We start from the raw sequence: 21,163 nt of genomic DNA, 5'->3' as shown, positions 1-21,163 counted from the left end.
GGAGCGTCGTGAAAACAAGGCGAAACGAGGACTAGGCGTCCCGCCGCACCTTGAACGCCTGGCGCAGCTTTGCGGCGCGGCCCGGCTTGGTGACCTGGCGCGAGCGCGCGATCGCCAGCGCGTCAGCGGGCACGTCGTCGGTCACCACGCTGCCGGTGCCCACATAGGCGCCGTCGCCGATCGTGACGGGCGCCACGAGCGAAGAGTTGGTGCCGATGAAGGCGTCCGCGCCGATCGTGGTGCGGTGCTTGGCGACGCCGTCATAGTTGCAGGTGATCGTGCCGGCGCCGAGATTGGCGCGCGCTCCGACGGAGGCGTCGCCCACATAGGTGAGGTGGTTGAGTTTGGCGCCTTCGCCGACTTCGGCGTTCTTGACCTCGACGAAGTTGCCGACGCGGGCGCCCGCCGCAAGCCGCGTTCCCGGCCGCAGCCGCGCGAACGGACCCACCGAGACGCTGGCCCCCACCTCGGCGCCGTCGAGATGGCTGAAGGCGTGGATCACGGCGCCGTCCGCGACCGTCACGCCCGTGGCGAACACCACGTTCGGCTCCACGATGACGTCGCGTCCGAGTTTTGTGTCGTGCGAGAAGAACACGGTTTCGGGCGCGATCAGGGTCGCCCCCCCGTCCATCGCGGCCGCCCTCAGCCTGTCCTGGAAGGCGGCCTCGACCTCGGCGAGCTGGGCGCGCGTGTTTACGCCGCGAACCTCCGCCTCGGAGGCTGCTTCCGCGGCGACCGCGAGGCCCCGCCTCACCGCCACCTCAACGATGTCGGTGAGGTAGAACTCGCGTTTGGCGTTGTCATCGCCGATCCGCTCGAGCAGTTCGAGCGCGCAAGCGCCCGAGATCGCGATCAGCCCGGCGTTCGAGAGCTTGATCGCCCGCTCTTCCTCCGTGGCGTCCCGCTCCTCGCGAATGGCGACGAGGTTCGGACCATCGGATATCAGCCGGCCATAGCCGGTCGGATCGTCGGCCTCGAAGCCCAGCACCACGACCGAGGCGGCATGCGCCAGAGGGGCGCGCAGGCGACGCAGGGTCTCAGGCCGCACGAGCGGCGTGTCGCCGTAGACGACCAGCACATCGTCGAAGCCTTCCGTGATCGCCTCGCGCGCGGTCAGCACGGCGTGGGCGGTCCCGCGCCGCTCTTCCTGGACGAAGACGCGCGCTTCCGGCGCCGCACGGACGGCTTCCTGCGCCACGTCCTCGCGGCCGGGCCCGACGACGACCGCGAGAGCGTCCGATCCGGCTTCCGCCGCTGCGGCGAGCACGTGGGCCACGAGCGTGCGGCCCGCCGCCTTGTGCAGGACCTTCGGCAGATCAGACCGCATTCGCGTGCCTTCGCCGGCGGCGAGCACGATGGTCAGGCAACGGCGATGCGGATCAGAGGCGGTCATTACAAACTCGAGAAGGCGGCGGCGGCGAACCGTCGGAGGCGGGAGCGAGGCAGACAGTGGCGTCTCGTGGCGGCGCCTGCAACTCCCGAGCCCGCGCGGCGCGCCGGCCAGGGCCCCGACTCAGCTATTGTGGCGCCGCGTAACCGGTGCGCAGGAGCCGCCCGCTTGGACTACCGCCATTATGACGAGCGGGCCCACTCAGAAGAGGGGCTGTCGCCCGCGTCGCCCGCCGTGATCTGGGGCGCGCTCATGGTCGTCGCGATAGCGGCCGCGAGCGTGACCGCTTGGACCGGAGGCGGCGCGCCGCCCGAGCGGCTGATCGCAGCTGACGGATCTCAGGAACTGCGGCGCAGCCTGCACGAGCTGACCGCCCAGCGTGACGAGCTGGCGGAGCGGGTCGCCCGGCTGGAGCGCGGCCTCGGCGAACTCAAGCTGGCCGCCGCCGTCGGCGCGCCGGAGGTCACCGGCTCGATCCGCCGTCCAGCGGCCCCGGAAGAACGGGGCCAACAGTTCGCCGTCTCTCTGGGCCCCGACGCCTCGATAGATGCGGTGCGCCGCCGCTGGGGAGCGCTTTCCGCGCGTTACCCCCAGGCGCTGGCCAAGCTGACGCCACGAGCGCTCCGCCAGAATGGCGGGCCGCTGGTCGACCTCGTCGCCGGCCCATTCGCAAGCCGGGCGGAGGCCGATCAGGCTTGCGCGACCCTTGCAGATCAGGGCTTTGCCTGCGATACGACGATCTTCGGCGGAGAGCCGCTGATGCGGCCCTGAACGTCCGGGCGATCGCGCAGCTGGGGCGGTGTCGCGCGCTTGCTCAACACTGGATTTGCCGTGGGAGCGCAACATCATCCGTCTTCCGTCCTGCCCCTTTCTCCGGGCCTCGCCGCTTGATGCGGCCGGCCTTGCGCTAAGCCGATGAACCGTAGGGAATTTTGCGCCGGCGTCTCGGTCGCCGCTCTGATGTCGGGGGTCGCCCGCGCGCAAGAGGCCGCGCCCGGCCCTGCGCCCGCGCCCTCCCCGCCGGATCTCTACGCTGACGGCGCCCCGTTCAGCCGGGAGGCGCTGGAGGAGCACGCGCGCCTGCTCGCAACGCGCGGCTTCGAGGCTCCGCGATCGCTGCTGCCGGACGGCTACGCCGAACTGCCGCTCGACGTCTTCCGAACGATCCGGATGCTGCCGGATCGCGCCCCCTGGGCGGCCGAGAACCGGGGCTTCACCCTCGATCTCCTGCCGGGCGGATTCATCTTCCGGTCCCCCGTCCGCATCGCGACGGTCGACGAGGGACATGTCCGGATGCTGCCGGACGACCCGTCCTGGTTCGACTACGGAAAGGCTCCGAAGCCTCCGGCGGACAAGCCGTTTCCGTTCTCCGGCTTCAGCGCCCGGGCGCCGATCGACCGGCCCGAGGAATTCCGCGACTTCGCGACCTTCCAGGGGGCCACGATCTTCCGCGCGCTGGCGCGCGGACAGATCTTCGGCACCTCCGCACGCGGGCTGGCGATCGACACCGGCGAACCGAACGGCGAGGAGTTCCCGCTGTTCCGTGCCTTCTGGATCGAGCGGCCCAACCCCGGCGCCCCAAGCGTCGTGGCGCACGCGCTGCTCGACAGCCGGCGGCTGACCGGCGCCTACCGGTTCACTCTGCGGCCCGGCGAGATCACCGTGGTCGACGTCGAGCTGACGCTGTTCCCGCGCGAGGCGGTCGGGCATGTCGGCATCGGCCCGATGACGTCCATGTTCCTGTTCGGTCCGAACGACCGCGCGGGCGTCGACGACGTGCGAGGCCAGGTCCACCGCGCCGACGGGCTGCAGATCTGGAACGGCGCGGGCGAGTGGGTCTGGCGCCCCCTGAACAACCCGGGCGATCTCCAGATCAGCGTGTTTCTGGACAAGAACCCGCGCGGCTTCGGGCTGCTGCAGCGCCAGCGCGGCTTCGCGGCCTACAACGATCTCGGCCGCCGCTACGACCGGATGCCGAGCGTCTGGGTCGAGCCGATCGGCGATTGGGGCGAAGGCCAGTTCCAGCTCATCGAGATCCCGACGGACACCGACATCAACGAGAACATCGTCGCGTACTGGCGGCCGAAGGCGGGGCTGGAGCCGGGCGCGCGCGTCTCCATGGCGTACCGCATGCACTGGTGCTGGACGCCGCCGGACCGCCCGGCCGGGGCGATCGTCTATGGCACCACGACGGGCAGCGCGGGAGGCAGGCGCCGCCGCTTCGTGGTGGACTTCGCCGGCGAGGCCGTGGCCGATCCGGCGCGCGCCGCGGCGATCCGGCCCAATGTCTCCACCTCCGCAGGCAAGGTGATCGAGCCGTCCGGGCGCCCCAATCCGGAAATAAAGGGCTACCGGGTGACGTTCGACCTTGACCCCGCCGGCGAGGAGCTTTGCGAATTGCGCTTGGTGCTCGAGGCCGACGGCGGCCCGATCAGCGAAACCTGGCTCTATCGATGGACCGCGTGATCGAGGAGCGGGGGGCGCCGCGCGCCGCGGGCGCCAACACGCCCGAAGCGATGCCGCCGGAGGCGCCGCTCGCGATGCCCGCGCAGCCGCTCCGGGCCTGGTCGCGAGATCAGGCCCGCCCGCGCGCGCGGCCCGAGGCGTGGAGCACCCCTTGGGCGACGCGCGCCTTTGTCGGGGTCGGGGCGATCGTGGTCACCGGCTTCGGCGCACGCGAGATGTACCGCGTGGTCGAGGTCGGCGGCGTCACCGTGCTCGAATGGGCGCTGCTTGCGCTGTTCGTCATCAACTTCGCTTGGATCGCGCTGGCGTTCATCAGCAGCGTGGTTGGCTTCTTCGCCCTGTTCGGCCGCGCGGCGCTCACGCGCCCTGACCTTCCGGAAAAGCTGACGAGCCGCACCGCGATCGTCATGCCGATCTACAACGAGCAGCCGAGCCGCGTGTTCGGCGCCGTACAGGCGGCCTATGAGGACGTGCAGCGGCTCGGCTTCGGCGACCATTTCGACTGCTTCCTGTTGTCGGACACCACCGACCCGGACGTGTGGATCGCGGAGGAGCGCGCGTTCCTGCGGCTGCGCGAACTGCTCGGGCCCGACGCGCGGGTGTTCTACCGCCACCGCGCCAAGAACCACCGCCGCAAGGCCGGCAATATCGAAGACTTCGTGACCCGCTGGGGCGGCGCCTACGACCACATGCTGGTGCTCGACGCCGACAGCCTGATGACCGGCCATGCGGTGATCGCGCTCGCCGCCGCCATGGAGGCCGATCCCGACGCGGGGATCATCCAGACGCTGCCGCTGGTCATCAACCGCAACACGCTTTTCGCGCGCGTCCAGCAGTTCGCGTCACGCGTCTATGGCCCGGTGATCGCCGCAGGCATCACCGTCTGGTACGGCCGCGACGGCAATTACTGGGGCCACAACGCGATCATCCGGACCGAAGCCTTCGCGTCGGGCGCGGGCCTCCCGGACCTGCCCGGCAAGCCGCCTTTCGGGGGGCTCATCCTCAGCCACGATTTCGTGGAAGCGGCGCTGATCCGCCGAAAGGGCTGGGCGGTCTACATGCTGCCCCGGATCGAGGGCTCCTACGAGGAAAGCCCGCCGTCGCTGATCGACGTGGCGCAGCGCGACCGGCGCTGGTGCCAGGGCAACCTCCAGCATTCCGCGCTGCTCAACGCCCGGGGGCTGCACCCGCTGAGCCGCTACCACTTCCTGAACGGCATCTTCTCCTATCTCGCCTCGCCGTTCTGGATGTTCATGCTGCTCTGCGGCATCGCCCTCGCCCTGCAGTCCAAGTTCATCCGCCCGGAATATTTCACCGACGAGTTCTCGCTGTTCCCCGCCTGGCCGCGCTTCGACGCGGAACGCGCTCTGACGCTGTTCGGCGTGACGATGGCGATCCTGCTCGCGCCAAAAGTTTTCGGACTGCTGCTCTACCTGCTGCACGGCCCGTCGCGGCGCGCCGGAGGAGGCACGATCCGCATCCTCGTCTCCTCCGTCCTGGAGGTGATCCTGTCTTCGCTGTTCGCCCCGATCATGATGCTGGTCCAGTCCGGCTCGGTGTTCCAGATCCTGGCGGGCCGGGCCACCGGCTGGAACCCGCAGCGGCGCGACGATGGCTCGATCCCGTTCTCGGCGATCGTCCAGCGGCACCGCTGGCACACGGCGCTCGGCGTCGTGACGCTGGTGACGGGCGCCGCGATCGCCCCGTCGCTGGTGGCCTGGATGTCCCCCACCATCGCCGGACTGCTGCTTGCGATCCCGCTGTCGTGGCTGTCAGGCCATCTCGGCTCCGGGCTCGCATTGCGGCGGCTGGGGCTGATGCTCATCCCGGAAGAGACGATCGCGCCGGAGATCGCGGTCGCCGCGCGCGCCAACGCCGCGGCGCTGGCCGAAGGCGGCTCGGACGACGCCGAGGCGCTCGTCGCCATCCACCAGGACCCGAACTTCTTCGCCGAGCACGAACGCATGCTGCCCGCCGCGCCCCGTCGCCCGAAGGGGGCGATCGAGACCGACCGTGTGATGGCGGCGGCCAAGCTCTCGGATGCGGAATACCTCGGCGACGCGGTCGCCTGGCTTACGCCCAAGGAGAAGACCGTCGTGCTGCACGACCGGGCCCTTCTGGCGCTCCTGGCGCGGCTGCCGCGCGAGGCGCCCGCCGATCGCATCGAGGTCGCCGGCGCCTCACAATAAATGCGCGCCCGCCGGAACTCGGCCTTATTCGGCTTGTTGTATAGGCAATCCCCTCCTGGCGGCGCGATGAATTTCGTGGCGCCGCCAAGCGCAACCAAGCCTGCCGCCCGTCGTTCGGGCGGTTTTTTTTGCCCCTAGAGTTCCATCGCGGCTTCGAAGGGGAGGAATCCGATCGGATCGCCCGGCCGGATTTCCTCACGCCCTGCAGGAATGACGGCGAGGCCGTCCGCCGCGATCAGCGGCGCGAGCCGGGCCGACCCGCCGCGTCCGAGCTTCTCAACCCTCAGGACGCCGCGCGAATCGGCGCCGAGCAGCGCCGCCGGCGCGAACTCGGTGCGCGAGCCGGGACCGCGCTGGCCGAAAGCCGCGATCGCCGGCAGCGGCCGCAGCGGTCGCGGCGTCAGGCCTGCCAGCCGCTCGAGCGCGACACGCCCGATCAGCATGTGAGCCACGAGCGCGGCGAACGGATTTCCGGGCAGGCCGATGAGAACCGCGCCGCCCACGTGGCCGACCACGACCGGCTTGCCCGGCTTGAGCGCCACCCGCGCGAGATCGAGCCGCCCGCCCGCGGCAGAGACCGAGGCGGCGAGATGATCCTCGTCGCCGACCGACGTCGCGCCGCTCGTCACGATCACGTCGCAGCGCTCGGCGGCCTCGAGCAGCAGCTTCGTCAGGGTCGGCCGATCGTCCGGCGCGACGCCGAGGTCGACCACTTCATGCGACGGCCGCGCGAGGATGGCGGCCAGCATCGGTCGGTTCGCGTCATGGATTCTGCCCGCGCGCAGCGGTTCGCCGGGCCGCAGCAATTCATCGCCGGTCGACATGAGGCCGACGACCACCGGCCGCCGGACCGCGACGGCCTCGACCCCTGCCGAGGCGAGGATCGCGAGATGGCGCGCGTCGAGCCTGACTCCCGCCGGCACGATCACGTCGCCCGCGGCCACGTCCTCGCCCCGGCGTCGGATGTTCGCGCCGTGATCCGGCCTGAACTCCAGGCGGATCCGGTCGCCTTCGCGGCGGGCGCGCTCCTGCATCGCGACCGCTACGGCGCCGGGCGGCAGCGGCGCGCCGGTGAAGATGCGCGCCGCGTCTCCGGGCCGAAGCGTCTCCGGCTCGCCCGAAGCGCCCGCGGCCAGCCGGCTTCGGACGACGTGATCAAGGTCGAGGCTCGCGACCGCGTAGCCGTCCATCGCGGAATGGTCGAACGGCGGCAGCGGCGTCGGGCTCACGACGTCCTCGGCGGAGATGCGGCCGCGCAGCCGCGCCAGGTCGACGGTTTCCGCCTTGACCGGGCCGGCCACCAGGGCGGCCGCCCTTTCCTGCGCCGACATGGCCGAAAGCAGACCGGGATCTCCGCAGATGTCGCTGGCGAGCAAAGAACCGACTTCGCCGATGGAGCGCACGCCGGCGGTCACTCCGCCACCTCGGCGCCGGGCCGATAGGGCGTGCGCTGCGCCGCCTGCTCGGCCTCGGCGATCTGCTCCGCCGAAAGCGAGTCGCGCGCGGGCCCAATGAACCGCTCAGCGAGCGCGCTGCCAGCGGCGTCCGCGCGCAGCAGCCAGATCAGCGCCGCGCGATCATCCTTCTCGACGCCTGCGCCGAGGTGGAGCGCAGCCCCGAGCATCGCCTGCCCGTCGGCGTCGCCGCGCCGCGCCGCTTCGTACCACCAGCGGGCGGCCTCCTCGGAATCACGCTCCATGCCCAGCGCGTCCTGGGCGATCAGGCCAAGCCGCGTCATGCTGCTCGCGATCTCCTGCTCTGCTGCGGCGAGCGCCCAGCGGCGCGCCTCGACGGGATCCGAGTCACCGCCCTGCCCCTCCAGCAGCATCCAGCTCAGCATGTCCTGCGCCGCAGGGTCGCCCTGCTCGGCCGCGAGCCGATAGAGGCGGAGGGCTTCCTCATAGTCCTGGGGCACGCCTTCGCCCTTGAAGTGGAGCGCCGCGAGGTGACGCTGCCCGACGGCGTCGCCTTCCGCGGCGGCGCGCCGGAACCATGAAGCGGCCGCGGCGGGATCGCGCGGCGTCCCGAGCCCTTCAGCGCAGCAGGCGCCGAGACTCGTCTGCGCCTGCGGAACGCCGCTCTCCGCGAGCGGCCGCCACATCGCGACGGCAGTTTCGTAATCGCCTCTCGAAGCGGCCCTGAAGGCCGAGTCGAGCAGCGCAGCGAGGTCGCCGTCGTCCTGCTCTTCCTCGGTCTCGTCCTGGAAAGCGCTCTTGAAGAATGTCTTGAGCCAGCTCATGAGTTCGCCCCGTCGCGAGCGGCGGTCGCCACGTCCATGCGATCACCCACGACGCGGGCCGCGGAGCCGCGGATGACGGGAAGGCAGCCCATTGGCGCCCATGCAGGGCCCGGACCCTGCGGCCGGGCTGCGTTCGGGAACGTCTGAAGGGTCGACATTCTCGGCGATCCTCACGCGAGGCGGCGGAGCCGCGCTACGGCGCCTCGATCAATAGCCGACCCCACGGGGATTGGAAGCGACCCGCGCTCCTGAGGCCTTTCCGGCGAGCCCCCTGGCAGAACCTAACGAAACGTAAGGCGTGGGCTATTCCCGCTTGCAGGACAGCCATGCGGGTCCGATGGTTCAAGCCCTTCGTCTGGCATGCCACATACCACGGCAGATAATCGGGCCCTAGCGCCCCAGCCGAGGTGCGAAACCATGACCGCTGTCGTCGTCGAAATGATCTCCCGCTCGCCGTTCGCGGGCTTCCTGTCCGGGTTCATCACCCGGTTCGACGCCTTTTTCGAAGAGCAGGGCCGCGCCATCCACCGCGCGCATCGGGACTTCCCGTTCGGCCTCTGATTCCAGGCCGGCTCTTCTCGTCCAGCTTGAATCGGGTCGCTGGCCGCAGATAGTGGCTGCGGCCAGCCCCGGCCCCTGGTCCCCGGCGACGCTGCGCCGGCTCCGGAGGACGGATGGACGAGACATCTGTGACTGAGGTGGACGTTCGGGGGCTGAGATGCCCCCTGCCCGCGCTCAGGACGCTCAAGGCCCTGAGACGCGCGCCTGCCGGCGGGGTGCTGAACGTGCTGGCCGACGATCCGCTGGCGCGGATCGATGTCCCGAACGCCGCGCGGGAAGCAGGCGCGGAGCTTCTGGCGATCCGCCCGGAAGGCGCCGGGCTCAGCTTCCTGATCCGGTCGGCCGGTCCTAATTCCGATCCGCGCGCGTGACATCGAGGCTCGCGCGCCGGCGAATGAGATGCTAGATGACGCCCCGCGACGCAGCGCGTCGCAGGAGCGCGTAGCTCAGCTGGTAGAGCAACGGACTTTTAATCTGTAGGTCCTGGGTTCGAGTCCCAGCGCGCTCACCACCTGTCCGATCACATCGGCGGGTTGATGATCGGCTCCGCCGGGGGCTCCCCTGGCTCGTCGATCGACGGATCGATCGCCGGCTCCGGATTCGGCACGATGTCCGGATCCTGGACCGGGGTCTCCTGCGGCGTGGGCGGGCTGATCGGTTCGCCCGGCATGGGCGGATTCGGCACATTGGGTCCCATCTGGGCCTCCTTGATCATCAAGCGTCGGATGCGGCTGGTCCGCGGCCCCCGGGCCGCGTCAGCCGAGCGCCACCTTGCCGGCCTCGCCAAGATCGGGCCGCTCGTGCTTCGCCCGGGCCTTCGCGATCTCGAACGCCACCACGAACGGATTTGAGACGCCCTCCCAGAACTCCGCCGAGTGCGGGATGACCCTCAGGAGACGGATGTTCGGATCGTCGGGGCCGTCCGGGAACCAGGTCTTGGCCATCTCCGACCAATGCGCCTTGATCGCCGAGCGATCGTCGCTCACCTCGGCGGTCGCGGAGATCGAGACGTAATCGTTGGAGCCGGGCTTCGCGAAGGCGAGGCACACCTCGGGGTCCGCGGCGATCTCGTCGTCCTTGTGCGCCCGCGCGTCCGTCAGGAAAGCGATTTCGCCCGCTTCACGATCCACGATGGCGTGCATCGGACGGGCGCGCAGAGCGCGGCCCTGCTTCGACGTCAGCATGCAGACGCGAATCTCGTCCACGAGGCGCCAGACGCGATCGATGTCGGAATTGGTCGTCATTGGTGCTCCTCGCAAGGACCGCGCATGGCGGCGGTCTCCCTCTGACAACCGCCAGCGGGAGACCTGGTTCCTCACGAGGTGAGACCCGCGGCCGACGGCGATCGCCGCCGCGTCACTGTTCCCGGAAGCTTTTCCGGAAGGAGTGCACCACCGGTTCGATGAAATACTCCATCGCCACCCGTTTCCTCGACTCGACATAGGCTTCGACGGGCGTGCCCGGCTTCATGTCGGCGGGGTTCGCATAGGCGCTGAAGGCGGAGCGGTCCACGGCGACCTGGGCCGTGTAGAAGCTCTCGCGGGTCTGTGGGTCGGTGATGATGTCGGCCGCCACCTTGACGACGCGGCCCGGGATCATCGGCATGTCGCGCATGGGGAAGGTGGTGAACGAGACGCGCGCCGCCTGGCCCGCCTCGATGCTGCGGATCTCCTGCGGCGACACCCTGCCCTCGATCACGAGGTCCCCTTCGGTGGGGACGATCTGCAGGATCTCCTGACCCGCCTTCACCACCCCGCCCACCGTCTTCACCTGAAGGTTCAGCACATAGCCCGTGTCGGGGGCGAGCACCTGCGTGCGGGTGAGCACGTCGTCGCTGGCGGCGAGCTTGGCCCGCATGCCGGCGATCTCCGCCCGCGCCTTGGCGAGTTCGGCGGAAACGTCGTTCAGGTAGCTGGTGCCCGCGTTCTGAAGCGTGATCTGCTTCTCGACCGCCTCGATCTCCGAGCGCTTGATCTGCGCTCTCAGGGCCGCGACCTCGGTCTCGAGCTCCGACCTGCGGCGCTGCAGGTCGAGCATTTGCGGCTTGCGGGCGAGGCCCTTCTCCAACAGCCCCTGCGTGTCGGCGATCTGGACGTCCACCAGCGCGCGCTGCTCCTCGGAGCCGCTGATGCGCGCGCGGGCGCCCTCCACCTCGGCGCGCAGCCGCGAGATCTGCGTCTGCAGGAGGTCCTGCTTCTCCTGCAGTCCCTTGACCGAGGTCTCGAACAGCCGCTGCTGGCCGTTCAGGAACGTCGCGAACTGCGGGTCGTCGCCCGCAACTGCCAGCGCCGCCGAAAAATCGATCTGATCCGACCCGGCGAGCTGCGCGGCGAGCCGCGCCGCCTCGGCCTCGCGACGGGACAGCGCCCCCCGGACCTGACCGACCATGGCCTGGGCCTGGGCCCGCTGCAGCGTGACCAGCGGCGCGCCGCGCTTCACGTAGTCGCCATCCTTGACCAGGATCTCGCTGATGATGCCGCCTTCGAGGTGGGAGACGGACTTGCGGCTGGCCTCGGGACCGACCACGCCGCGAACGACCGCTCCGGCGGCCAGCGGCGCCGTGGCCGCCCACACGGTGAAGCCGCCCATGAAGCCCACGATCACCACGCCGCCCGCGATCGCCACGCCTCGCAGCCGCACCGCGAGCCGCGCCGGCCGCGGGGGGAGCGGAGCCGTCGTCTTCGAAGCCGTCATCGGGCCGCCCCCGGAATGGAGCGCACATCCGACGAGGGCACCGGCGCCACCAGTTCGCGTAGGATCTCGGTCGGCGGGCCGACCTTCACGAGCTGCCCGTTCTGCATGACCGCCACGCGGTCCGCGAGATGCGCGAGCGCGGGCTTGTGGGTCACAAGCAACACCGTGACGCCGCGCCGCTTCAGAGCCGCGATGCAGGCGACCAGCGCCCGCTCGCCTTCTCCGTCGAGGCTGGCGTTCGGCTCGTCGAGCACCACGAGGCGGGTTTCGCCATAGACCGCGCGGGCGAGCGCCACCCGCTGGCGCTGCCCGCCCGACAGCATGGCGCCGCCATTCGCCAGATGGGTGTCGTAGCCCTGCGGCAGTCCGAGGATGAGATCGTGGCAACCCGCGAGCTTCGCCGCGGCCACCACGGCCTCGTCGTCCGGCTCGTCGAAGCGGGCGATGACGTCGCGCACGCGGCCCGAGAACAGCTCCGTGCCCTGCGCCAGATATCCGACATAGCGGCGGCGCTGGTCGTCGCGCCACAACAGGATGTCGCCGCCGTCGAGCCGCACGACGCCGCGCGTCGGCGCGCGGCTGCCGACGATCGCGCGGCACAGCGTGCTCTTGCCGGAGCCGGAAGGCCCGATGAAGGCCACGCTCTCGCCGGGAGCGATGGCGAGGGACACCCCGGCCAGGATGGCCTTGCCGCCTCCGGCCACGACCGTCACGCCCTCGATGCTCACCCGGCCTTCAGGGGCCGGCAACGCGATCGGGTCGTCGACCGCGGCGCCCGAAGCGTTAAGCAGCGCCGAGATCCGGCGCCACGCCATGCGGCACTGCTGCAGGCCGCGCCACGCCGCGATCGACTGGTCGAGCGGCGCCAGCGCGCGCGACAGCAGGATCGAGCTCGCGATCATCCCGCCGGGCGTGATGTGGCCCTGGAGGGAGAGGTACGCGCCGAGCGCGAGAGTCGCGATCTGGGCGACGACGCGCAGGAACTTGCCCGCTCCGATCATCACCGTCCCACGATCGGCGGCGGCGCCCAGGGTCAGGGTCGCGGCGGCGTTCACCTGGCTCGCCTGAGCGGCGAGCGGACGGCCGAGCCCCATCGCCGACACGCTGTCGACATTCCGCGCCGCCTCGGCCAGCACGCGCTGCGCCTCCTGCTGACCCTTCGCGACCCGCTCCGCCGCCGGCCTGGTGACGCGGTCGTTCAGCACCGCGAGCGCCACGATCAGGACCGAGAACACCAGTCCGAGCAGGCCGAGATAGGGGTGTATGAGCGTGCAGCCGAGCAGGAAGATCGGCATCCAGGGGATGTCGCAGAGCGACGGCAGCGTCGGTCCGGAAAGGAAGCTGCGCACCGTCCTGAGGTCGGTGAAGGGCGTGCCCTCCTGCGCGCCCGAGGTCTTGATGAGCCCGCGCTCGGCGGTGAGCGCGGCGGCGAAGACCGGCTCGAACAGCGTGTCCTCGATCCACTCGCCGATCCGTGCGAGCGCGCGCAGGCGGAGCGCCTCCAGAGCCGCGTAGACCGCGATCGCCCCCGCGGCGATCAGCGTGACGTAGATCAGGGTCTCCACCACGCCGCTTCTCAGGACGCGGTCGTAGACCTGCATCATGTAAAGAGACGGGACCAGCAGCAGCAGGTTGATGGCTATGCTGAAGATCGCGAGCAGGCCCACGGCGGAGCGCAGTTCCCGAAGCACCTGCTTCAGGGCCTCGGCGCCCGCGCCGGTCGCTTCCGTCTTCGTCTCCGCCATGGACGTCTTGTTCCCTACGCCCGCGCGCTCGCCTCGTCGCGAAGTATGCTGAGGCAAGCTCCCGCCGCAACCGGATCGACTGCGTACGTAGGAACCTAGGCGCGGCCGACGGATGGAAAGCCGGCTCAACGCGCGAGGGTAAAAACTATCTCAAGTGGGCAGCTGCGGTATGTCGCCTCTGGCCCAACCCGCGCGCGCCGTCTCTGCGTAGTCGGCGAAGCGGCCGGCCGCGATCGCCTCCCGGGCGCCGGCCATCAATTGCTGATAGTAGGCCACGTTGGCCCAGCTCAGCAGCATCATGCCGAGGATCTCGCCCGAGCGCACGAGGTGATGGAGGTAGGCGCGCGAATAGTCCCTGAGCGCGGGGCAGTCGCTTTCCTCGTCCAGCGGCCGCGGATCGTCGGCATGCCGGGCGTTCTTCAGGTTGATCTTGCCGAAGCGGGTGAAAGCCTGGCCATGGCGGCCCGCCCTGGTCGGCATCACGCAGTCGAACATGTCGATGCCGCGCGCGACGCATTTGAGAAGATCGTCCGGAGAGCCGACCCCCATGAGGTAGCGCGGCCGCCCGACGGGCAATTCCGGAACCACATCGTCGAGCACCGAGAGCATCGTGGCCTGGGGCTCGCCGACCGCCAGCCCGCCGACCGCGTAGCCGTCGAAGCCGATCTCGACCAACCGGCGGGCGGAGAAGCTCCGCAGCGCGGCGTCGTCGCCGCCCTGCACGATCCCGAACAGCGCCCGCCCCTCGGGCGATCCGAAAGCGACCTTGGAGCGCTCGGCCCAGTCGAGCGACAGCAGCATGGCGCGCTCGATCTCCGAGCGCGGCGCAGGCAGCCGCACGCATTCGTCGAACTGCATCGCGATGTCGGAGCCGAGCAGGCTCTGGATCTCGATCGAGCGCACTGGCGTCAGGCGGTGCGTCGAGCCGTCGAGATGCGAGCGGAACGTCACTCCGTCCTTGTCGAGCTTCCGCAGCGCGGAGAGCGACATGACCTGGAAGCCGCCGGAATCCGTCAGGATCGGGTGCGGCCAGCGCATGAAGGCGTGCAGGCCCCCGAGCGATGCGACGCGCTCCGCGCCGGGGCGCAGCATCAGATGGTAGACGTTGCCGAGCACGACGTCGGCGCCCGTCCCCCGCACCTGTTCGGGGTAGAGCGCCTTCACGGTGGCGGCGGTTCCGACCGGCATGAAGGCGGGCGTCCGGATCGTCCCGCGCGGGAACACCAGCTCGCCGACGCGCGCCGCGCCCTCGCTGGCGTTGACGTGGAAAGGGATGCGGCTCACGCGCGGCGCTCCGGGAGAAACAGGCAGGCGTCGCCGTAGGAATAGAACCGGTACCGCTCGGCGATCGCGTGCGCGTAGGCGCGGCGCACCACGTCCAGCCCGGCGAAGGCGGAGATCAGCATCATCAGGGTCGAGCGCGGCAGGTGGAAGTTCGTCAGCAGGGCGTCCACCCCGCAGAAGCGGAAGCCGGGGGTAATGAAGATGTCGGTCTCGCCCGAGAAGGCGGCGATGCGGCCGTCGTCCCCGACAGCGCTCTCGAGCAAGCGCGCGGCCGTCGTGCCGACCGCCACGATCCGGCCGCCGGCGTCGCGGACGGCGTTGAGCGCTTCGGCCGTGGCCGCGTCGAGGAAGCCGCTTTCGGCGTGCATCCGATGGTCGTCGGTGTCCTCGACCTTGACCGGCAGGAAGGTGCCGGCGCCGACATGCAGCACCGTTTCGTGGCGGACGACGCCGCGGCGGTCGAGCGCCGCAAGCAATTCGGGGGTGAAATGCAGGCCGGCGGTCGGCGCGGCGACGGCGCCGGGCTCGCGGGCGAAGACCGTCTGATAGTCCGCGACGTCGCGCTCGTCTGTCGGGCGGCGGCCGGCGATGTAGGGCGGCAGCGGCAGCTCGCCCGCAGACGCGATGGCGAGATCGAGATCGGGGCCAGCGAGGTCGAAGGCGAGCGTCACCTCCCCGCCGTCGCCACGCGCCTCGACGGTCGCCTCCAGGCGGCCCAGCAGACAGGCCTCCCCGGCGCGCTCGTCGCCGATCGTGACGCGGTCGCCGACCGCCAGCTTCTTCGCCGGCCGCGCGAAGGCCAGCCAGCGGGCGGCGTCGAGCCGCTGGTGCAGCAGAAGCTCGACGCGCGCAGCCGCCTCGCCTCGCCGACGCAGCGCGCGCAGACGGGCCGGTATGACGCGGGTCGCGTTCACCACCAGGGCGTCACCCGGAGCGAGCAGCGCCGGAAGATCCGAGACGCGCCGGTCCTCCAATTCGGGCGACCCGCCCGGCCGAACGACCAGGAGGCGAGCGGCGTCGCGCGGCGCGACCGGCCGGAGGGCGATCAGCTCCTCGGGGAGCTCGAAATCGAAAAGCGAGACGTCCACGGTCCTGTCGTCCTGGCGGACGCCTAGAAGAACTGGATCAGCAGCGCGCCCGCCACCAGCAGGACGACGCCTGCCGCGCGCGCGGCGCCGAGGGGATGCTGCTCGGTTCCGAGCAGCCCGAAATGGTCGAGCGCGACCGCGGTGATCAGCTGCGCCGCGATCGCGAACGCCATCGCCGGACCGACGCCGAGGCGCGGGACCACGAAGGCGATGGAGGCGACGATGAAGGCCCCGAGCAGGCCCCCGCCGATCCACCAGCCCGGTCCGAGGGCCCGGGCGGAGGCCAGCGCCGGCCCGATGCCTCCTGCGGCCAGGCTGACGCCCGCAAGCGCCATCGCGCCGACCCAGAACGACACAGCCGCGGCCAGGACGCTCGATCCCAGCGCGCGGCCGAGGCCGGCGTTGACGACGCCCTGCACCGCCATCGCGCAACCAAGCGCGACGGCGAGCAGGGCGCAGAGCAGAGGGCCGGCCATCGCCCCGTTGACGCGTCAGGCCACGTCGGCCGCGACCTTCATGGACACGATGCGGTCCGGATCGCGCACGGGCTCGCCGCGCTTGATCTTGTCGATGTTCTCCATGCCTTCGACGACGTTGCCCCACACCGAGTACTGGCCGTCGAGCCAGGGGGCGTCGCCGAAGCAGATGAAGAACTGGCTGTCGGCGGAATCCGGATCCATCGCGCGCGCCGCCGAGACGGTGCCGCGGACATGCTTCTCCTTGGAGAACTCGGCCTTCAGCTTCTTGCCGGAACCGCCGCGGCCAGTGCCCTCCGGGTCGCCGGTCTGAGCCATGAAGCCTTCGATGACGCGGTGGAACACGACGCCGTCATAGAACCCCTCGCGGGCCAGCTCCTTGATGCGGGCGACGTGGACGGGCGCGAGGTCAGGCCTCAGCTCGACCTTCACCGGCCCCTGCGAGGTCTCGATCAGCAGGGTGTTTTCGGGATCGCTCATGGTCGTCTCCTTGTAGTCGGTGCGGCCGCGCTCAGGCGGGGCCGTCGGCGAGCCTGATCGACTTCACCTTGTCGGGGTTCTGGACCGTCCCGCTGCCGGCGGCGCCCTTCTTCAGCTTGTCCACGACGTCCATGCCGGACGTGACTTCGCCGATGATCGTGTACTGGCCGTCCAGCCAGGAGGCGGGCCCGAAGCAGATGAAGAACTGGCTGTTCGCCGTGTCGGGGTCGGACGTACGGGCCATTCCGACGGTGCCGCGCTTGAAGCTCTCCTTCGAGAACTCGGCCTTGAGGTCGGGGTATTTGGAGCCGCCCTCGCCGGTGCCCGTGGGGTCGCCGGTCTGGGCCATGAAGCCCGCGATCACGCGGTGAAACGGAACCCCGTCATAGAACTTCTCACGGACGAGCTGTTCGATGCGGGCGACATGGTTCGGCGCGAGATCCGGCCGCAGGCGGATCGTGACCGTTCCCTTGGTGGTCTCCATCACGATCGACGGCGCGGGGCCGGCGGCCTGGGCCACGGTCGCGAAGCCAAGGGCGACCAGGAACGCGAGCAGGATTCTCATCATATGACCTCTCGGGACTGACGCCGCGGCGGCTGGCTCATCGGGGGAAGCGGGCGGCCAGCCGTTCCACGACGGCGGGCGGCACGAACGCGGCGACGTCGCCGCCCAGCGCGGCGATCTGCCGGACAAGCGTCGCGCTGATCGCGCGCAGGCCCGGCGCCGCAGGCAGGAACACCGTCTGGAGGCCTGGCGCAAGCTCTCCGTTCATGCCCGCCATCTGCATCTCGTAGTCGAAGTCGGCGCCGTCGCGCAGCCCGCGCACCAGCAGAGAGGCGCCGCTGCGCGCCGCCGCCTCAACCACAAGACCCTCGAACACGACCACTTCGAACGTCGCCCCCGCAGCGTCGGCGAGCGGCGCGGCGCAGGCCCGCAACAGCTCCGCGCGCTCTGCGGCGGCGAACAGCGGCGTCTTGCCGGCGTTCGCGCCGACGCCGACCACGACCCGGTCCGCCAGCCGGAAAGCCCGGGTCAGGACATCGAGATGGCCATGTGTCACCGGGTCGAACGAGCCCGGATAGAAAGCGGTGCGCGGCATGGGGCATCCGGGCGGTTGACCGCCGTGCTTACCCCGCGCCCCCCGGCGGCTGCAAGCGCGCTTCGGGTGAACCATCGATGAACGGCGTGGCCGGCCTCCGTTCAGTGGCGCCCGCTAAGCTGGGCGCACGATCTCGAGGAGCAGGCGATGACTGCGGAGCCCGGCGCACGCATGACAGGATGGAAGGCGGCGGTGACCGCCTTCGCGGTCCTGTGCGCGGCGGCGGCGCTCGCAGTGCTCGCCACCGCGAGCACGGGCGGCGAGACACGCCTTCCGGCCCGCCCGCCCCTCGACCTGAGCCCCCTCGGGCGCTGACCCCCGCCGCGAACCGGCGACGGACCGGATACCCGCCCCTCTCCGTTCCGAACACGCACGAGGACGCCCGGCCGCATGGGGAGCGGCCGGGCGACTTTTCGTCCATGGCATGGCCCTAAACGGAAGCAGCGCCGCCCCTGAGGCGACGCTGCTTCAATCTTGGAGGCCCAGCCTGGACTTGAACCAGGATGAGGAGACGTTCCCGCCCCCCGGGTAGCCATTCCCCCACCGGGCCGACGACCGATCCTCCCATGAGGGCCGGTAGCCGGCAAGGAAACGCTCGGATTAGAGTTAATCTGGAGCGGAGCCGCGACGGTCAGTCCGTCTCGGTCTCCTGCTCCTGCTCTTCCCCGATGTGCTCGACGGAGACGACCCGCTCGCCCTCGCCGGTCGCGAACACGATCACGCCCTGCGTGCTGCGGCCGGCCAGCCGGATGCCGTCGACCGGCACCCGGATCGTCTGGCCGCCATTGGTGACCAGCATGATCTGGTCGGCATGCTCGACCGGGAAGGACGCCACAAGCGGCCCGTTCCGCTCGTTGGTGACCATCGCCACGATCCCCTTTCCGCCGCGCCCGGTGACGCGGTACTCGAAAGAGGACGAGCGCTTCCCGTAGCCGTTCTCGGAGATCGTCAGGATCAGCTGCTCGGCCTCGCTCATCGCAGTGTAGCGGTCCTGGCCGAGCTCGATCTCCGAACCCGCCTCGACGTCGCCATCGGAGTCCGGGCCGGCTTCGTCCGCGACGCTCTCTCCCTGGCCGCGACGGACCGCGTTGGCGAGCTTGAGATACGCCACGCGCTCGGCCGGCGTCGCCTCGAAGTGGCGCAGGATCGAGAGGCCGATGACGCGGTCGCCCTCGGCCAGAGTCACGCCCCGGACGCCGACGCTGTCGCGGCCCTTGAACACCCGCACGTCCGTGACGCGGAAGCGGATGCACTGGCCGAGATGCGTCGTCAGCAGGACGTCGTCATCCTCCGAGCAGATCTGCACGTCGACGATCGCCTCGCCCTCGTCGAGCTTCATGGCGATCTTGCCGGCCCGATTGACGTTGACGAAGTCCGACAGCTTGTTGCGCCGCACGGTTCCGCCGGACGTCGCGAACATCACGTCGTACTTCGACCATTCGGACTCGTTCTCGACGAGCGGCATGATGGTCGTGATGCGCTCGCCCTCGGAGAGCGGCAGCATGTTGACCAACGCCTTGCCGCGCGCCTGCGGCGCCGAGAGCGGCAGACGCCACACCTTCTCCTTGTAGACCTGGCCGCGCGACGAGAAGAACAGCACCGGCGTGTGGGTGTTGGCCACGAACAGGCGGCTGACGAAATCCTCGTCGCGCGTCGCCATGCCGGAGCGGCCCTTGCCGCCGCGGTTCTGGGAGCGGTACGTCGCCAGCGGCACGCGCTTGATGTAGCCGCCATGCGTGAAGGTGACGACCATGTCCTCGCGCTGGATCAGGTCCTCGTCCTCGAAGTCGGCCTCCGACTCGAGGATCTCCGTCCGCCGCGGCGTCGCGTAATCGGCCTTCGCGGAAAGCAGCTCCTCCCGCACGATGTCCTGGACGCGCTCGCGCGAGCGCAGGATGTCGAGATAGTCCGCGATCTCGGCGGCGAGCTTGTCGAGTTCGCCGCCGATCTCGTCGCGGCCGAGCGCGGTGAGGCGCTGCAGCCTGAGGTCGAGGATCGCGCGCGCCTGCTCGAAGGACAGACGATAGGTCCCGTTCTCCGACAGCATGTGGCGCGGGTCGTCGATCAGGGCGATCAGCGGCGCGACGTCCGCGGCCGGCCAGTCGCGGTCCATCAGCCGCTCGCGCGCGGTGGCCGGGTCCGGCGCCGTGCGGATCAGGTGGATCACCTCGTCGATATTGGCGACGGCGATCGCGAGGCCGACCAACACATGGGCGCGGTCGCGCGCCTTGTTGAGCCGGAACTTGGTGCGGCGGCTGATGACGTCCTCGCGGAACGCGATGAACGCCGTCAGCGCGTCCTTGAGATTCATCAGCTCGGGCCGGCCGCCGTTGAGCGCGACCATGTTGGCGCCGAAGGTCGTCTGCAGCGAGGAGAACCGGTAGAGCTGGTTGAGCACCACGTCGGCGACGGCTTCGCGCTTCAGCTCGATGACGATCCGCATGCCCTGGCGGTCGCTCTCGTCGCGCAGATCGGAGATGCCCTCCACGCGCTTGTCGCGGACAAGCTCGGCGATGTGCTCGATCAGCCGCGCCTTGTTCACCTGGTAGGGCAGTTCGGTGACGATCAGCGCCTCGCGATCCTTGCGGATCTCCTCGGTCTCGACCTTGGCGCGCATGATGATCGAGCCGCGGCCGGTCGAGTAGGCCGACCGGATGCCGCCGCGGCCGAGAATGCGCCCTGCGGTCGGGAAGTCCGGACCGGGGATGATCTCGAGCAGGGCGTCGAGCTCCATCTCCGGCTCGGCGATCAGCGCGACGCAGGCGTCGACGACCTCGCCCAGATTGTGCGGCGGGATGTTGGTCGCCATGCCGACCGCGATGCCGCCGGCGCCGTTGACCAGCAGGTTCGGGAACTTGGCAGGAAGAACCGTCGGCTCCTTCTCGGAGCCGTCGTAGTTGTCCTGAAAATCGACGGTGTCCTCGTCGATGTCGGCGAGCAGCGCCATGGCTGGCTTGGCCAGGCGGATTTCGGTGTACCGCATCGCCGCGGGCGGATCGCCGTCGACCGAGCCGAAATTCCCCTGCCCGTCCGCGAGCATCAGGCGCATCGAGAACGGCTGCGCCATGCGCACGAGCGCGTCGTAGATCGATTGGTCGCCGTGCGGGTGGTATTTACCGATGACGTCGCCGACCACGCGGGCCGACTTGCGATAGGGCCGATCCGGGAAGTAGCCGTTCTCGTTCATCGAGAACAGAATGCGGCGATGCACCGGCTTCAGTCCGTCGCGCACGTCGGGCAACGCCCGCGCCACGATGACGGACATCGCATAGTCGAGATACGAGCGACGCATCTCGTCAGCGATCGAAACGAGGCGGACGTCGGACGGCTCGCCCGACGTCGGGTCTTTGGGATCAGCCAAGATTTAGGGGCTTTCTCTGTCGCTTTGCGCGCGCGACCCTAGACGATTCCGCTCCGGAACGCCACTTTTCCCTGCCCGCTCACCCGGGGC

At 70.2% G+C, this 21,163-nt stretch carries 20 protein-coding genes and 2 tRNA genes; 7 read left to right on the top strand and 15 right to left on the bottom strand.

The features are described 5' to 3' along the window. Positions 1 to 31: 31 nt before the first annotated feature. Positions 32 to 1,393, bottom strand: a complete 1,362-nt coding sequence (glmU, locus tag GGR24_RS03715; RefSeq protein ID WP_183393915.1) for a bifunctional UDP-N-acetylglucosamine diphosphorylase/glucosamine-1-phosphate N-acetyltransferase GlmU — start codon at positions 1,391 to 1,393, stop codon at positions 32 to 34. Positions 1,394 to 1,522: 129 nt separating this feature from the next. On the opposite strand from glmU, the gene GGR24_RS03710 reads away from it, so the two are divergent. The 3 genes from GGR24_RS03710 to mdoH all read left to right on the top strand — a co-directional run bounded on the left by GGR24_RS03710 (position 1,523) and on the right by mdoH (position 6,045). Continuing rightward, complete coding sequence (locus GGR24_RS03710) at positions 1,523 to 2,161, top strand: SPOR domain-containing protein (protein WP_183393914.1); 639 nt, start codon at positions 1,523 to 1,525, stop codon at positions 2,159 to 2,161. Between the two features lie 144 nt (positions 2,162 to 2,305). Beyond that, positions 2,306 to 3,856, top strand: coding sequence for an OpgD/OpgG family glucan biosynthesis protein (locus GGR24_RS03705; protein WP_183393913.1), 1,551 nt, complete (start codon positions 2,306 to 2,308; stop codon positions 3,854 to 3,856). Next, on the top strand, positions 3,844 to 6,045 hold the full coding sequence (mdoH, locus tag GGR24_RS03700) for a glucans biosynthesis glucosyltransferase MdoH (protein WP_183393912.1): 2,202 nt from the start codon (positions 3,844 to 3,846) through the stop codon (positions 6,043 to 6,045). The genes GGR24_RS03705 and mdoH overlap by 13 nt, the downstream gene beginning before the upstream one ends. 134 nt (positions 6,046 to 6,179) lie before the next feature. Here the strand turns inward: mdoH and GGR24_RS03695 are convergent, their stop codons facing one another. Both GGR24_RS03695 and GGR24_RS03690 read right to left on the bottom strand, forming a co-directional pair. Next, positions 6,180 to 7,460, bottom strand: a complete 1,281-nt coding sequence (locus GGR24_RS03695; RefSeq protein WP_343066179.1) for a molybdopterin molybdotransferase MoeA — start codon at positions 7,458 to 7,460, stop codon at positions 6,180 to 6,182. Beyond that, complete coding sequence (locus GGR24_RS03690; protein ID WP_183393911.1) at positions 7,457 to 8,284, bottom strand: tetratricopeptide repeat protein; 828 nt, start codon at positions 8,282 to 8,284, stop codon at positions 7,457 to 7,459. Before GGR24_RS03690 ends, GGR24_RS03695 begins: the two co-directional genes overlap by 4 nt. 417 nt (positions 8,285 to 8,701) lie before the next feature. On the opposite strand from GGR24_RS03690, the gene GGR24_RS03685 reads away from it, so the two are divergent. The 3 genes from GGR24_RS03685 (at position 8,702) to GGR24_RS03675 (ending at position 9,356) form a co-directional block, all read left to right on the top strand. Then, on the top strand, positions 8,702 to 8,845 hold the full coding sequence (locus GGR24_RS03685) for a hypothetical protein (protein WP_183393910.1): 144 nt from the start codon (positions 8,702 to 8,704) through the stop codon (positions 8,843 to 8,845). A 113-nt stretch (positions 8,846 to 8,958) separates the two neighbouring features. Beyond that, positions 8,959 to 9,216 carry a sulfurtransferase TusA family protein gene (locus GGR24_RS03680; RefSeq protein WP_183393909.1) on the top strand — a complete coding sequence of 86 codons (258 nt, stop codon included), beginning with the start codon at positions 8,959 to 8,961 and terminating at the stop codon, positions 9,214 to 9,216. A 64-nt stretch (positions 9,217 to 9,280) separates the two neighbouring features. Then, positions 9,281 to 9,356 (top strand) — tRNA-Lys (locus GGR24_RS03675). Positions 9,357 to 9,365: 9 nt separating this feature from the next. Here the strand turns inward: GGR24_RS03675 and GGR24_RS03670 are convergent. From GGR24_RS03670 to coaD, 10 genes are all read right to left on the bottom strand, one after another. After that, the gene (locus GGR24_RS03670) at positions 9,366 to 9,542 is read right to left on the bottom strand and encodes a hypothetical protein (RefSeq protein WP_246397922.1); all 177 of its coding nucleotides are present in this window, start codon (positions 9,540 to 9,542) and stop codon (positions 9,366 to 9,368) included. 58 nt (positions 9,543 to 9,600) lie between these two features. Then, positions 9,601 to 10,089, bottom strand: a complete 489-nt coding sequence (locus GGR24_RS03665; RefSeq protein WP_183393907.1) for a pyridoxamine 5'-phosphate oxidase family protein — start codon at positions 10,087 to 10,089, stop codon at positions 9,601 to 9,603. A gap of 112 nt (positions 10,090 to 10,201) precedes the next feature. After that, entirely contained in the window at positions 10,202 to 11,539 is a 1,338-nt protein-coding gene (locus GGR24_RS03660) for an HlyD family type I secretion periplasmic adaptor subunit (RefSeq protein WP_183393906.1), read from the bottom strand. Beyond that, positions 11,536 to 13,284, bottom strand: a complete 1,749-nt coding sequence (locus tag GGR24_RS03655) for a type I secretion system permease/ATPase (RefSeq protein WP_183393905.1) — start codon at positions 13,282 to 13,284, stop codon at positions 11,536 to 11,538. Before GGR24_RS03655 ends, GGR24_RS03660 begins: the two co-directional genes overlap by 4 nt. A gap of 150 nt (positions 13,285 to 13,434) precedes the next feature. Continuing rightward, positions 13,435 to 14,568 carry a tRNA guanosine(34) transglycosylase Tgt gene (gene tgt / locus GGR24_RS03650; RefSeq protein ID WP_183393904.1) on the bottom strand — a complete coding sequence of 378 codons (1,134 nt, stop codon included), beginning with the start codon at positions 14,566 to 14,568 and terminating at the stop codon, positions 13,435 to 13,437. Then, on the bottom strand, positions 14,565 to 15,656 hold the full coding sequence (gene queA / locus GGR24_RS03645) for a tRNA preQ1(34) S-adenosylmethionine ribosyltransferase-isomerase QueA (RefSeq protein WP_183393903.1): 1,092 nt from the start codon (positions 15,654 to 15,656) through the stop codon (positions 14,565 to 14,567). Before queA ends, tgt begins: the two co-directional genes overlap by 4 nt. Positions 15,657 to 15,679: 23 nt before the next feature. After that, the gene (locus tag GGR24_RS03640) at positions 15,680 to 16,132 is read right to left on the bottom strand and encodes a DMT family transporter (RefSeq protein WP_183393902.1); all 453 of its coding nucleotides are present in this window, start codon (positions 16,130 to 16,132) and stop codon (positions 15,680 to 15,682) included. A gap of 15 nt (positions 16,133 to 16,147) precedes the next feature. Beyond that, positions 16,148 to 16,612, bottom strand: coding sequence for a peptidylprolyl isomerase (locus tag GGR24_RS03635; protein WP_183393901.1), 465 nt, complete (start codon positions 16,610 to 16,612; stop codon positions 16,148 to 16,150). Positions 16,613 to 16,643: 31 nt separating this feature from the next. Then, entirely contained in the window at positions 16,644 to 17,177 is a 534-nt protein-coding gene (locus GGR24_RS03630; RefSeq protein WP_183394463.1) for a peptidylprolyl isomerase, read from the bottom strand. 37 nt (positions 17,178 to 17,214) lie between these two features. Continuing rightward, positions 17,215 to 17,712: a pantetheine-phosphate adenylyltransferase gene (gene coaD, locus GGR24_RS03625; protein ID WP_183393900.1), complete on the bottom strand. Its 498-nt coding sequence runs from the start codon at positions 17,710 to 17,712 to the stop codon at positions 17,215 to 17,217. A 171-nt stretch (positions 17,713 to 17,883) separates the two neighbouring features. Between coaD and GGR24_RS03620 the strand changes: the two genes are divergently transcribed. Continuing rightward, on the top strand, positions 17,884 to 18,027 hold the full coding sequence (locus tag GGR24_RS03620) for a hypothetical protein (RefSeq protein WP_183393899.1): 144 nt from the start codon (positions 17,884 to 17,886) through the stop codon (positions 18,025 to 18,027). A 160-nt stretch (positions 18,028 to 18,187) separates the two neighbouring features. Here GGR24_RS03620 and GGR24_RS03615 read toward each other — a convergent pair. Both GGR24_RS03615 and gyrA read right to left on the bottom strand, forming a co-directional pair. Then, positions 18,188 to 18,262 (bottom strand) — tRNA-Ser (locus GGR24_RS03615). An 81-nt stretch (positions 18,263 to 18,343) separates the two neighbouring features. Next, positions 18,344 to 21,073: a DNA gyrase subunit A gene (gyrA, locus tag GGR24_RS03610; protein WP_183393898.1), complete on the bottom strand. Its 2,730-nt coding sequence runs from the start codon at positions 21,071 to 21,073 to the stop codon at positions 18,344 to 18,346. Between the last annotated feature and the right edge of the window lie 90 nt (positions 21,074 to 21,163).

It is taken from the genome of Hansschlegelia beijingensis (assembly GCF_014196425.1).
Taxonomy (GTDB): domain Bacteria; phylum Pseudomonadota; class Alphaproteobacteria; order Rhizobiales; family Methylopilaceae; genus Methylopila; species Methylopila beijingensis.
The sequence above is the reverse complement of the archived record's forward strand: the minus strand, read 5'-3'. Positions and strand labels throughout refer to the sequence as shown.